This window comes from Marinobacter sp., from assembly GCF_052091845.1.
In the GTDB taxonomy this organism is placed as follows: domain Bacteria; phylum Pseudomonadota; class Gammaproteobacteria; order Pseudomonadales; family Oleiphilaceae; genus Marinobacter.
The window spans coordinates 16,397-29,548 of sequence record NZ_JBQDCO010000004.1 but is presented as its reverse complement, the minus strand read 5'-3'; the positions used below and the strand labels follow the sequence as shown (position 1 = coordinate 29,548).

Here is a 13,152-nt window from a genome sequence, read left to right as displayed (position 1 = left end):
CAGAGTGAGCCGGTCAATAAGTGCTATGCTGGAGAATACAGATGGTATTGTACCCGAGCCTCGATTGCATCCGCAGAAATCCTTGGTCAATTACGTGATGTTTCCGGCAGAAGTACAATTGGTCACAAAGTATTACTTTTTATCAGGCCACCGATACTCTATAAATGAGCGGGATTTATAGATGAACCTAAAGGTTTATGTTAAAACCCTCTTTTGAAAACAATGACAGTCGCTGAGCGCAAGGCACCTGGACAATGGATGACAACTTCGAGAACTTGAAGATCATGGTGATCGACGACAGCAAAACCATCCGTCGCACCGCAGAAACTCTTCTGAAAAAGGTTGGCTGTGAGGTTATCACCGCGACTGACGGCTTTGATGCTCTGGCCAAAATTGCAGACTCACAACCCGACATCATTTTTGTAGACATTATGATGCCCCGCCTGGACGGGTACCAGACCTGCGCGCTCATCAAGAATAACTCCTCTTTCAAGAAGACGCCGGTCATCATGCTGTCAAGCAAGGACGGGCTGTTCGATAAGGCCAAAGGCCGTATTGTTGGCTCGGATCAGTACTTGACCAAACCGTTCAGCAAGGATGAGCTGCTTAATACGATTCGCCACTATCTACCAGTGGCGTCACAGTAAACCCTGCTGACACTAAAGAACCATCGAGGAACCCATGGCTCGCATTCTGATTGTTGATGACTCTCCCACCGAGGTTAAGAAAATTTCCACCATTCTGGAAAAGCACAAACACGAAGTGCTGACCGCCGACAACGGCGCCGATGGTGTTGCTAAAGCCCGTGCCGAAACACCAGACCTGGTGCTTATGGACGTGGTTATGCCGGGCCTGAACGGCTTTCAGGCGACCCGCCAACTGACCCGGGCTCCGGAAACAGCCTCCATTCCTGTGATTATTGTTACCACAAAGGATCAGGAAACCGACCGCGTATGGGGCACTCGCCAAGGCGCCAAAGGGTATCTGGTAAAACCGGTTAACGAAGACGATCTGATCAAAACAATCAACAACCTGATTGCCTGATCCCCAACCGTGGAGTAAGCATGTCCGCCCAGGCAGCCCCTTTTGCCATTCTGACGGATATCGCCCAACGCAGCCGATCCATGGCCGCGGGCCTGCCGGAACAACAAGAAGCCGTCGAACTCTGGAACGGTATCGGTTTCGTTCTCGCAGGTGAGCGCTATGTGGCCCCCATGGGTGAAGTCACCGAAATACTGCACGTTCCCCGGTTTACACACATTCCGGGCGTACGGCCTTTTCTGATGGGCGCCGCTAACGTGCGTGGCCGCCTCCTGCCACTGGTAGATCTTGCCGGCTTCTTTGACATTCCACGCTCGTCCCGCAGCCAGCGGGAACGCCGGGTTCTTGTTATTGAGAGGGGCGATGTATTCAGTGGTCTGGTAGTCGATACCGTGCTGGGTATGCAGTACTTTGCAACAGACAGTTTCAGGGCGGCACCGGCGGGTGTGCCTGAAAACGTTCGGCCGTTTGTCGCAGGCGGCTATGAACGAAACGAAGAAGTCTGGAAAGTATTTTCCGCCGTCGACCTGCTCGATGACGAACGCTTTCTGAACGTCGCGCAGTGGTAGGGTGACGACAGTGGCAGGACAAACACCCTGACTGCCTGAAACCTGATTTAAAACAACTTGCCAAATTCTTGAAGAGGCCGGGAGCCAGAAAATGAAAAACAGAGCCGGAAGAATCGGTACGGGACAGGGAGGCAACAAACTTGTTGCCGGCCTGATTGCCTCGCTGATTGCACTCACCGTCCTGCTCGTTGTGGTCCTGTTTATCATCAACAGGGACAGCCAGAACGACCAGGAATACATTGCCAACGCCGCTGAACTCAGGGTGCTGTCACAGGAAATTGCGAAAAACGCAACTGAATCCGCCGGCGGTACCGCCGAGGCATTCAACCAGTTGCGCCGCTCCCGTGACGAATTCCAGCAGCTCTGGGGCAACGTGACTGAAGGCAACCCGGAAACCGGCCTGCCACCCAGTAAACTGGCCCAGGATAGCGGTGTTCAACAGCACTGGAACTCGGTACGTGAGAACGCTGACAGCATTCTGTCTACCCAGGATGCCGTACTCGGTCTGCATGAAGTAGCGCGCACCCTGAACGAGACCATCCCGCAGCTTCAGGTTGAATACGACGATATTGTACAAATCCTGCTGGATAACGATGCACCGGCGGAACAGATAGCTCTGGCACAACGCCAATCCTTGCTGGCAGAACGCATCGTGCGCTCGGTGAACAACGTACTCTCCGGTGACGAAGACGCTGTTATTGCTGCTGACCGGTTCGGCCGGGACGCCAGCTTGTTTGGCCGGGTACTTGAGGGCCAGCTGAACGGCACGCCCGCTATGGGCATTTCCAAAGTAAACGACGAAGATGCCATCTACGGCCTGGAGGCGGTTGATGAGCTATTCGAGTTCGTCTCCCAGAACGTAGACGCGATTCTTGAAGCCTCTCCTGACCTCTTCAAGGTGCGCACTGCGGCCAGCGACATCTTCCAGAACTCCGAAATTCTGCTATCTGAGCTGTCTGTTCTTGCAGAAAGCTTCCGCACCCAGAGTGGCTCACGGCTTGTTAGCCCGACACTCGCTTTTGTTATTCTGGCTACCATGGTTGCCATGGTTGTGTTCATCGGCCTGGCTCTGTATCGCGAAGCACAAGCCCGCCTGGCAACCACCCAGGAGCAAAACGAGCAGAATCAGAATGCGATCCTGCGACTACTGGACGAGTTGGCCGACCTGGCGGATGGTGACTTGACCACCGAGGCCACAGTAACCGAGGACTTCACGGGCGCCATCGCTGACTCCATCAACTACGCGATCGACCAGATGCGCGGGCTGGTACAGGCCATTCGTGGCACTGCCGTACGGGTAGCCGGTGCGGCTCAGGAAACCCAGTCTACTGCGATGCACCTGGCGGATGCGTCCGAGCATCAGGCCCAGGAAATTGCAGGCGCCTCGGCAGCGGTTAACGAAATGGCCGTGTCTATCGACCAGGTATCCTCCAACGCCGCGGAATCCTCTGCGGTAGCAGAGCGCTCGGTTGCCATCGCCAAGAAAGGCGCGGAAGTGGTACAAAACACCATCCGCGGCATGGATAACATCCGGGAACAGATCCAGGAAACCTCCAAGCGGATCAAGCGTCTGGGCGAGTCTTCCCAGGAAATCGGCGACATCGTATCGCTGATCAACGACATTGCCGACCAAACCAACATCCTGTCTCTGAACGCGGCAATCCAGGCCTCCATGGCCGGTGACGCTGGCCGGGGCTTTGCGGTGGTTGCGGACGAAGTTCAGCGCCTTGCAGAACGTTCCTCTGCCGCAACCAAGCAGATCGAAGCGCTGGTTAAGACGATCCAGTCTGACACCAACGAAGCGGTTATTTCCATGGAACACACCACCGCCGAGGTGGTCCGCGGTGCACGCCTGGCACAGGACGCGGGTATCGCTCTCGAGGAAATCGAGAACGTATCCATGAGTCTTGCGGAGCTGATCCAGAACATTTCCAACGCGGCGCGCCAGCAGTCGTCTTCTGCTGCACACATTTCCAACACGATGAACGTTATCCAGGAAATCACCTCCCAGACCTCGTCCGGTACCAACGCGACCGCGAAGTCCATCGGGAACCTGGCGGAAATGGCTTCCGAGTTACGGTCCTCCGTTGCCGGCTTCACGCTGCCTGACGAAGATTTGGCGGATCACGAAGAAGAGGAAGACAGCAACGTGCCAGTGGTGGGCTGAGCAACCACAACCGGGAAATAATGGCGGTTTATGTCTGAGCTTCAAAACAATCCGTCACCTGCTGAAAGCGCCTGGGTTCTGCGTCGCCTTCCTGAAATGGATGAGGCGCAGTTCAACCAGTGGCAGGCATTACTGGAGCACCGTACAGGCATGACACTGCCTGCAGAGCGCCGCTCGTTTCTGGAAACCAACCTGGCTATCCGGATGCGGGAAATAGGCTGCAGCAGTTACCAGGCCTACTACGAAACGATTGTCTCAGGGCCAAATGCCATTCGGGAGTGGTCAACGCTGGTAGACCGGCTAACAGTGCAGGAAACCCGCTTTTTTCGGGACCCTGACGCCTTTCGCCTGGTTGCCGATTATGTACTTACGCGGCCAAGAGAGCAGTTCCGGAAGCGGCCTATAGAGGCCTGGAGCGTTGGCTGCTCCACCGGTGAAGAGCCATACACCTTAGCCATGGTGCTGAATGAGTGTATGGCCCAACTGGCTCTGCAACCGCTGTATGGTGTAACCGGCTCAGATATCAGTACACCAGTCATCGAAAAGGCCCGGATTGGTCAGTTCAGTGCCCGCAAATTATTGGGCATGGAAGAAAATATGAAAAACCGGTATTTCCGCCCAGCCGAGCGGAACACCGTAGAAATTGTAAATGGCATCCGGGAACGGGTCTGCTTTACCAGGCTGAATGTGCTGGATCTGGATAAAGCACCCATGCACGGGATGAACATTATCTTCTGCCAGAATTTGCTGATTTATTTCCGTCGCTGGCGCAGACGGGACATTGTCAGACGACTTGCAGAGCGGCTGGCGCCCGGGGGATTACTGGTTCTGGGCCAGGGAGAGCTGATCGATTGGCAGCCACCCGGCTTGCAAAAAGTACCCTCGGAACACGTACTGGCGTGGATAAAGCGCCAGGCTGACGAAGAATAACCGGAGAGGTTATGGGCAACCACCATGACAGCATCGCCCTCGACTGGGTTAGGGGCGAGATACAGGACACGCTGACTCAGAGTCAGCATGCGCTGGAGGCGTATGTCGACAATCGTGACGACACGGCACGCCTGCGCTTCTGCCTGAATTATCTCCATCAGGTGCATGGCACCCTGCAGATGGTTGAGCTTTACGGTGCAGCCTTGCTGACCGAAGAAATGGAAAAGCTCACCCAGGCCCTGTTGAACGACAGCGTCACCAACGTAGACGAAGCCGTAAATGTTCTGATGCAGGCTATTTTGCAGCTACCTCAGTACCTGGAACATCTGGCCAGCAGCCAGGATGATTTTCCCATGGTACTGCTGCCTCTGCTGAACGACCTGAGGGCCGCACGAGGCGACGCCCTGCTTTCAGATACATCTTTGTTCAAACCTGATCTGGGCCCGTCCCGCATGCAGGTCGCGGGCAACGTATCCCAGCGACTGCAAGACCCGAAAGTGCTCGGTCATATTCGCAAGCTTCGCCAAATGTATCAATTTGCACTGGCGGGCATTGTTCGCGAAGAAGAGTTGGACGCCCAGTTTGTTTACCTGCAAAAGGTGATCCACCGGCTGACTCGCCTTTGCCAGAAAACACCTCGCGGAGAGCTCTGGAAAGCAGCTGCTGCCTTCGTTGAAACTCTTCAGGCCAAGGCAAACCCGGTTAACCCTGCCGTGAAATCCCTGCTTCGGGAACTCGATAGCGAAATCCGCCGACTTACCGAGGAACATGGGGATATTCTTGCCCAGCCAGCGCCCGACGCGCTGCTGAAGCACCTGCTTTACTATGTGGCTCGGGCACGAGACCTCGATTCCGAAAAAGTGAGCGAGCTGCGCAGCCGTTATCAGCTGGAAGAAGCACTCCCATCCGAAGACGATGTCGATGCCGCTCGAAGCCGGGTTTCTGGCCCGGGTCGCGAAGCTATTCACTCGGTTGTTAGCGCCCTCAACGAAGAACTGGCCAAGCTGAAAGATCAGCTGGACCTGTTTGTTCGTTCAGAGTTGCGCCAGAACAGCGAGCTGGAAGAATTGCTACCTGGCTTAACCCAGGTGGGCAACACACTTGCCGTGCTGGGATTGGGAATACCCCGAAAAGTTATTACAGAACAGACTGAACTGGTAGAAAAACTCAGCACACAGAGCGAACTCGTGGACGATGGCACCCTGATGGACATCGCCGGGGCGCTGCTCTACGTAGAGGCAAGCCTCGCCGGTCTGGACAGCGACCGGCAGCCAGGGTCCTCTGAAAACAATGGCGACAACCTGCCTCTGAACCAAAACTCTCGCGAGCTTGGAGAAGCCAGCGGTGCCCTGCTGCGGGAGTCCCGCAGCACGCTGGAGCAAGTAAAGTCTGCCATCATAAACTTTATCGCGTCCCAATGGGACACGCGGGAAGTCGAGCATGTTCCTGGCCTGCTGCACAGTATTCAGGGCGGCCTGAGCTTAGTGCCACTGGATCGGGTGGCCAACATGCTGGCTTCAGCAGAGCGCTACATTACAGATGTTCTACTCAGCGACAAGCACGTGCCTGACTGGGCGCAGCTAGACACCCTGGCCGACGCGATTACCAGTATTGAGTACTATCTTGAGCGACTGACTGAAGGCATCAGCGACAACGAAGACATACTGCGGATTGCCGAACAAAGCCTGGCCAGCCTTGGCTTTCCGGTGGGTGAAGAGCCCACCTGGGGCACAGAAGCCGCAGAAGAAGACGTTCCGGTTATCTCACCCGGTGACGCCCAGGAATCGGCCCCGGAGCCTCTTCCCGAAGCTAAAGGTTCGGATGAAGAGCTTCTGGACGACGAAATTCTCGGCATCTTTATAGAAGAGGCCGAAGAGGTCCTGCAGACCATTCAAGAGTTTTATCCGCGCTTGCGCCAAAGTCACGACGATCACTCAGCATTGACAGAAGTTCGTCGCGCTTTCCACACTCTTAAAGGCAGCGGGCGTCTGGTTGGCGCTATCAGCCTTGGTGAGCTGGCCTGGTCGGTCGAAAACCTGCTCAATGGCGTGATTGATCAGAGCATCAAGCCAAACGACGACTTGTTCTCGTTGGTGGATGACGTAAACGCACGCATTCCTTCACTGATTCACGAATTTCGCGATGGTCAAGCCTCTGGTAACGTGGCCGAACTGACTGAGCGCGCCGAAGCGCTGGCCACCACCCGCCGCAGCGAAAGCGAACAAACCGCGGCGCCGGAAGCGCCAGCGCAAAAACCGGCTACTGAAGAAATACCCGCACCAGAACCGACGGAAGACAATGACCCGCATGACGATCTGATCGATGACGAAATCCTCGAGATATTTGTCGAGGAAGCCGGCGAGGTCCTGGATACTATCCGCGAATACCTGCCCATGCTGCTCCGTCAGCACGATGATCGCAGCGCTCTTTCGGAAGTGCGTCGCGCCTTTCACACCCTGAAAGGCAGCGGCCGCATGGTGGGTGCGCTGACGGTGGGTGAGCTAGCCTGGTCCATCGAGAACATGCTCAACCGTGTTATCGACGGCAGCATTTTCATGAATGACGATATTGCCGGTATTCTGGATGAAGCAACCAATGCTTTCCCTGCACTGGTTGAAGATTTCGAGAACCGCCTGCTACCTTCAGTGGACCCGTCTAACATCCAGGCCCGGGCAGCTGCCGTAGCCAACGGTGAAATCCCTGACGCCAGTACAATGCCCGCCGCGGAAGCCGGTGACGCTGCTGGCGAGGTCGCAATCAACCTGCCCGAAATTGATTACGATGCCGACGATGGCGGCGTTGATCCAGTGCTACTGGATATCTTTGAAAGCGAAACACAAACCCATCTGCAAACGCTTAAAGAGTTCCTGGCACTTGCCGGTGACAAAGTCAGTGTTACCTATACAGACAATCTGTCTCGTGCTCTGCATACACTCAAAGGCAGTGCTCACACGGCAGGAATCACCCCAATTGCCGCTGTTATCGCTCCGCTGGAACGCTTCATCAAGGAGTCCCGGACGCAAAACCTGCGAGCCGACCGCGAAGTACTCTCGCTGATCGAAACAGCCTGTGACTTCCTTACAAAGGGATTGGCGCAAATACGTCAAGCGCCTCAATCGGCACTGCCCGGCACCGAAGCATTCCTGGAAAAGCTGGAACATATCTCCAATGACCGGCTTCGCACCTACAGCGAAGACCTCAGCCGCGACGGAATACAACCAGAGCCTTCACAGCTGGTGCAGCTATTCCTGAATGAAGGCCTGGATGTTGTTCTGGACGCTGATCTTATTCTTGCGCAGTGGGCCGAAAACCCGCAAGAGCCCGGATCACTCCAGGACCTCACTGTGGAACTGGCCCAGCTTACCGATTCGGCATCCGACGCCGGGCTACCAGATGTGGCTGCTTTGTCAGGGGCGCTGCAAGAAGTTTATGTTGCCGCCATTGCTCGCGACAAAGCACCGGATGAGCAGTTCTTCGCATCTATGCGCAGTGCTCATGAACACTTGATCAACATGATGGATCAGGTGGCCGCGGGACTAGCGGTTGAATCCGGCGATGAGCTGGTTTCTGAACTTGAGGCGCTCACCCAGGCCACTTCCCGGACAGAAGCCGATGCGGCTAGCGCCTTCGATCAAGAGTTCACCGAAGACCTGGAGGAAATTGACCTCAGCTTCGACATGGATGATCTGGAGGAGCCAGCGGCAGAAGAGGTTCCCGAGGCTGCCAACACCGAAGCCACCGACAGCGAATTGGATGAAGAGCTCGCGGAAATTTTCCTCGAAGAAGCCCGCGATCTTATTGACAGCACGGCCGAAGCCCTGCAGAGCTGGAGTGAAGACACCACAAACCTGGATCTCTTGCGCCTGCTCCAACGAGACCTGCATACCTTGAAAGGCGGTGCGCGGCTCGCAGATATCCCGGCAGTGGGCGATCTGGCCCATGAGCTCGAAAATCTGTTTGAGGGCCTGACCGAACAGCGGTTGGCCATTAACGAAGAGCTTTCGGACCTTCTGTTCCGCTGTCACGACCGGCTTGCCGGCATGGTAGACAACATGGAAGCAAAAGAGCTTCCACGCCCGGCACCGGACCTGATCAGCGAAATTTATGCGTACATAGACAACACCGCCAGCACGCAGGCGGTAACAGATGCAGCGCTGCCCGACGAGCCAGAAGCCACCGCACCAGAGAGCGAGTTGCTGCCGGAGACAGAACCCGGGGAAATGGCGCAAATAGGCGATGACGAATACGCCGGCTACCTTGCCCATTTGGATCCAGAGCTTATCGGCATCTTCCTTGAAGAAGCCTACGATCTGATCAACTCAACCGGCAGTGCGCTGCACACCTGGAGCGAAGACCCGTCTAACCGATCCGTCGCCGCGGAGCTACAACGCGACGTGCACACCCTGAAGGGTGGTGCCCGCATGGCCGGGATCGATGCCATTGGCGATCTGACTCACGTACTGGAAGACTTGTTCGAGAAAGTGGCAGAAGGCCAGCTTGAAGCCAGCAGCCCAATGAACGACCTGCTGTTTGCCTGTCATGACCGGCTTGCGCAGATGGTTGATCAGGTTGCGTCCCGAAAGCCCTGCCCGCCGGCAAGTGATCTGATAGTCCAGGTTGAAGCCATTCTCCGGGGAGACTCTGCGCCCGCCATCGCCGAGCCTGCAGAAGGCGAACTTACCAGTATCTTCCTGGACGAAGGTATTGAGATCCACGACGCCATAAGCGAGTGCCTCGACCAATGGCACGATGATCCGGAGGCAATGGCCGGCGTTGCGCAGTTACAGCAGGAACTGCACACACTCAAGGGTGGTGCACGACTGTCCGATGTCGACCCCATCGCGGAACTGGCAGAAGCCTGGTCAGATGCATTGGATACGCTTCTGTTTAACCCGCACAACCAGCAAACGCTGCTCACACTCAGTGATCGCGGCCTCGCCGATCTAAAAGCCATGCTCGGAGCGCTGGCACAAAACACTGAGCCGGCAGCCGATCCGGAGTTGCTTGTCGCATTCAACACCGCGCAAAAGCCGGAACCAGATCAACGCGCGTTGTCATCAGAGGAAGCGGCAACAGCAGGCCAGGAAGCCGTTGACCCGGAGATTCTGGAGATATTCCTGGAAGAAGCGGGCGAAATCATGGATCAGCTAGAGCAGCTCCTGGCTGACTGGCACAAAGACCCGGGTAATAACCACTTCAACCAGGAAGCCCAGCGCGCGCTGCATACACTGAAAGGCGGAGCCCGTTTGTCCCAGCTAACACTGCTGGGTGACAAGGCGCACACGTTTGAAACCCGCTTGATTGACCTGCATGGCAATGCCCCCGACGACAGCCAGTGGCAAGCCATTACCGAAGATCACGACGGCATTATTGCTCTGGTCGCAGACATACGCGAACGCGCCAATGCCGGCACGGCAGGTATTGAACCGGCGAGCGTGCCGGTTCCGGCAACACCCGGGACGCAACCTGAGCCAGCCGCGAACTCCGGGCCCAGGCCTACGCAGAATAAAGCGGCCACAAAGGCCCATAATCGTGCAGCAGACGCGCAACGGACGGCTCAGGAAACCATCAGGGTATCCGCGCCACTGCTGGATGATCTGGTTAACCTGGCTGGTGAAACCAGTATTACCCGTGGCCGGCTTGAGCAACAAAGCAGTGATTTCGGCCATACCCTGGATGAAATGGCCGCCACCATAGAACGTCTGCGTGAACAGCTACGCCGGATGGATATAGAAACCGAAGCTCAAATCCTGTTCAGTGCAGAAAAAGAGCATGGTCCGGATTACGGCGAAGATTTTGACCCACTGGAAATGGACCGTTATTCGTCCATACAGCAGCTATCGCGCGCTCTGACAGAATCCTCCTCAGACCTTGCAGACCTGCGGGAGACACTGTCTGACCGGGTTCGGGATACAGAAACCCTGTTGGTTCAGCAGTCCCGCATCAATACGGAACTGCAAGAAGGTCTGATGAAGACCCGAATGATTCCGTTTGCCTCCATGGTGCCGCGCCTGCGCCGGATTGTTCGCCAGATCAGCGGCGAGCTGGGCAAAAAAGTGGACTTTGACGTCCGCAATGCCGAAGGTGAAATGGACCGCACCATTCTGGAACGCATGATTGCGCCTCTGGAACACATGCTGCGGAACGCCATAGACCACGGCATCGAAAGCCCGGCTGATCGCCAGAAAGCTGGCAAGGTGGAAGCAGGCGACGTTACCCTGACGCTGGCCCGCGAAGGCGGCGACGTGGTTCTTCGCATGATTGACGACGGCGCCGGCATTCCTTCACAGGTTATCCGGGACAAAGCCATTCGTCAGGGTCTGCTGCGAGAAGACGAAGATCTTTCCGAGCGTGAAATTCTTCAGTTTATTCTGCAGCCAGGGTTCTCCACCGCACAGCAGGTTACCCAGATTTCCGGCCGTGGTGTGGGCATGGACGTGGTCGCCAGTGAGATCAAACAGCTGGGCGGCAGCCTGGATATTGAATCGCAGCTGGGCCGGGGAACCATCTTTACTGTAAGACTGCCGTTTACCGTATCGGTAAACCGCGCCCTGATGGTATCTACAGGTGAGGATTTCTACGCCATTCCGCTTAATACCATTGAGGGCATTGTTCGGGTCAGCACCTACGAGCTTGAAGAATACTACAAGCCGGATGCGCCCATGTACGAATACGCCGGCCAGGAATATCGCCTGCAGTACCTTGGCAGCCTGCTGAACAGTGATCATCATCCCAAGCTTCAGGGCCAGGCCCTGCCGTTGCCAGTTATTTTGGTGCGTGGTGCCGAGCAGCCCATGGCGCTGCAAGTAGACAACCTGATGGGTAGCCGGGAAATTGTGGTGAAGTCACTCGGTCCGCAGTTCGGAACCGTTCGCGGCGTATCCGGTGCCACCATTCTGGGTGACGGCAACGTAGTGGTGATTCTCGACCTGCCTGCCATGATCCGTTCCGACATTTTGTCCGAGCGGGAGCGCTTAGCTGAGCTGGAAAAGGCGAGGGAGTCAGCCCGCTATGAAGAACGCGCTACGGTAGTAATGGTGGTAGACGACTCGGTAACCGTGCGAAAAGTGACCTCTCGCCTGCTGGAACGCAATGGCATGGAGGTTATCACGGCAAAAGATGGCCTGGATGCGGTGGCCCAGTTGCAGGATCACCAACCGGATCTTATGTTGCTGGATATCGAGATGCCGCGCATGGACGGCTTTGAAGTAGCCAGCTTCGTGCGCCACGATGACAATCTGCGCGACATGCCGATCTGCATGATTACCTCGCGAACCGGTGAAAAACACCGTGAGCGGGCACTGGCAATCGGCGTAAACGAATACCTCGGCAAGCCGTTCCAGGAGACCGAATTGCTGAACACCATTGAACTGCTCACCGGTAAGCAGTGATGACCGGCCACGACGGTCGGGCTTCGGTCGGCATTGTGTCGGACGTTGTTCTTCAGCGACACCGTCTGCAGGCAGCCGCCACCAAGTTCGGCCTTGAGGTTTGCTTCTCCGGTGATCCCCAACGGCTGATGGGTTACCCGGAGTTTCCTGAGGCGGCACTGTGGCTGGTCACGCTGGAAGACGAAGCGGACCACCCTGCCCTGTTCGATTATCTTCTGGAGAGCACCGGGGTGTCGGTTTTGTTTGGGCTGGATCAGGCCCCCGCATCCGGCAGCCCGGATTATTTTCGCTGGGAGCGTCGGTTGTTGGGCAAGCTGGAAAAACAGCTGGGCGAGCTGGAGCAGCTGGATTCCAGGGCCAGCCTTGAAGCGCTTGAGATACAGGCGCCAGAAAGCCCGGTGTCGACTGAATTGCCTCAGTGGCTGCCGCCTGCAACGCCAGGTTCTGTGGCAGAGGAAGTTTGGGTTTTGTGCGCGTCGCTGGGCGGCCCGGCTGCGGTAAAGGCTTTTTTGGACTCCCTGCCGCCAGGCTTGCCTGTGGGCTTTATATACGCCCAGCATATTGATGATAACTTTGCCGAGGTACTGACCCGGGTGCTTGGCAGGCATGCCCATTACAAGCTGCGACGTGCGGAAGAAAATTACCGGGTGAAAAACGGCGATGTCGTACTGATGCCTGTTGAACACGAATGGAAATTTGACAACACTGGCGAGTTGACTGAACAAGGCACACCCTGGCCCGGCCCCTATGGCCCTTCTATTGACCAGGTGTTGTTGAATACGGCCGATCATTACGGCGCGCGCTGCCATGCAATTCTGTTTTCCGGCATGGGCAACGATGGGGTCATTGCAGCACCTTTGCTCAAAGCCTATGGCAGCCAGATCTGGGTTCAGGAGAGTGCAAGTTGCGGCAATAGCTCAATGCCGGACTCCATCGCCGCCACAGGCTGTGCCAGCTTCTGTGGTACGCCCGAACAACTGGCGCAGGAACTGATCAACACCATCGAAAAATCCTGTCTGCTGAAAAGCCGACAAAAACGCGGCTCCACCTGAGG

General features: G+C 56.3%; 7 protein-coding genes. All 7 read left to right on the top strand.

What is annotated here, in order from left to right; all coding sequences use genetic code 11:
* Window positions 1-254 precede the first annotated feature (254 nt).
* Window positions 255-647: a twitching motility response regulator PilG gene (gene pilG / locus ACTHYN_RS02200; protein WP_441810861.1), complete on the top strand. Its 393-nt coding sequence runs from the start codon at window positions 255-257 to the stop codon at window positions 645-647.
* 34 nt (window positions 648-681) lie between these two features.
* Window positions 682-1,044: a twitching motility response regulator PilH gene (pilH, locus tag ACTHYN_RS02195; RefSeq protein ID WP_441810860.1), complete on the top strand. Its 363-nt coding sequence runs from the start codon at window positions 682-684 to the stop codon at window positions 1,042-1,044.
* Between the two features lie 20 nt (window positions 1,045-1,064).
* Window positions 1,065-1,610 (top strand): chemotaxis protein CheW, encoded by a 546-nt coding sequence (locus ACTHYN_RS02190; protein WP_441810859.1) that lies wholly within the window; start codon window positions 1,065-1,067, stop codon window positions 1,608-1,610.
* A gap of 91 nt (window positions 1,611-1,701) precedes the next feature.
* Window positions 1,702-3,777, top strand: a complete 2,076-nt coding sequence (locus ACTHYN_RS02185) for a methyl-accepting chemotaxis protein (RefSeq protein ID WP_441810858.1) — start codon at window positions 1,702-1,704, stop codon at window positions 3,775-3,777.
* A 30-nt stretch (window positions 3,778-3,807) separates the two neighbouring features.
* On the top strand, window positions 3,808-4,707 hold the full coding sequence (locus tag ACTHYN_RS02180) for a CheR family methyltransferase (protein ID WP_441810857.1): 900 nt from the start codon (window positions 3,808-3,810) through the stop codon (window positions 4,705-4,707).
* 11 nt (window positions 4,708-4,718) lie between these two features.
* Complete coding sequence (locus tag ACTHYN_RS02175) at window positions 4,719-12,098, top strand: Hpt domain-containing protein (protein WP_441810856.1); 7,380 nt, start codon at window positions 4,719-4,721, stop codon at window positions 12,096-12,098.
* Window positions 12,098-13,150 carry a chemotaxis protein CheB gene (locus ACTHYN_RS02170; protein WP_441810855.1) on the top strand — a complete coding sequence of 351 codons (1,053 nt, stop codon included), beginning with the start codon at window positions 12,098-12,100 and terminating at the stop codon, window positions 13,148-13,150. Before ACTHYN_RS02175 ends, ACTHYN_RS02170 begins: the two co-directional genes overlap by 1 nt.
* Window positions 13,151-13,152 lie beyond the last annotated feature (2 nt).

Excerpts from the sequence above, each read along its gene's own strand:
- ACTHYN_RS02180 (WP_441810857.1), top strand. The coding sequence starts at position 3,808 with ATGTCTGAGCTTCAAAACAATCCGTCACCTGCTGAAAGCGCCTGGGTT.
- ACTHYN_RS02175 (WP_441810856.1), top strand. The coding sequence starts at position 4,719 with ATGGGCAACCACCATGACAGCATCGCCCTCGACTGGGTTAGGGGCGAG.
- ACTHYN_RS02190 (WP_441810859.1), top strand. The coding sequence starts at position 1,065 with ATGTCCGCCCAGGCAGCCCCTTTTGCCATTCTGACGGATATCGCCCAA.
- pilG (WP_441810861.1), top strand. The coding sequence starts at position 255 with ATGGATGACAACTTCGAGAACTTGAAGATCATGGTGATCGACGACAGC.
- ACTHYN_RS02170 (WP_441810855.1), top strand. The coding sequence starts at position 12,098 with ATGACCGGCCACGACGGTCGGGCTTCGGTCGGCATTGTGTCGGACGTT.
- ACTHYN_RS02185 (WP_441810858.1), top strand. The coding sequence starts at position 1,702 with ATGAAAAACAGAGCCGGAAGAATCGGTACGGGACAGGGAGGCAACAAA.
- pilH (WP_441810860.1), top strand. The coding sequence starts at position 682 with ATGGCTCGCATTCTGATTGTTGATGACTCTCCCACCGAGGTTAAGAAA.